This window comes from Psychromonas arctica (genome assembly GCF_038155225.1).
GTDB lineage: Bacteria > Pseudomonadota > Gammaproteobacteria > Enterobacterales > Psychromonadaceae > Psychromonas > Psychromonas arctica_B.
In genome coordinates this window covers 1-230 of sequence record NZ_JBAKBA010000217.1, presented here as the reverse complement: position 1 = coordinate 230, position 230 = coordinate 1, and the positions used below count along the sequence as shown (strand labels likewise).

The 230-nt window shown below is 31.3% G+C and carries 1 pseudogene; it reads left to right on the top strand.

Going from position 1 to position 230, the window contains the following annotated elements:
- Window positions 1-230, top strand: a pseudogene (locus V6255_RS18330) (hypothetical protein); the annotation flags it as partial.

The window sequence follows — 230 nt, the reverse complement described above, 5'->3', positions numbered from 1 at the left end:
AAATATTTATGTTGAAACTGCTCGTTATTTAAATAAAACTGATGAAAGGCTATTATGTAATGGTGTTCGGCTTGAGGTAGGTAATACTATTTACTTTGATATGCACGAACATAATTTTTCATACTCTAATACAGATGACGATGCGCGAAAAAAAATACAAAAGCTTATTCAGTCAGGACATATTGATTCCTTACATTCATTTGGAGATTTTGTTGATTCGCGTGAAACAA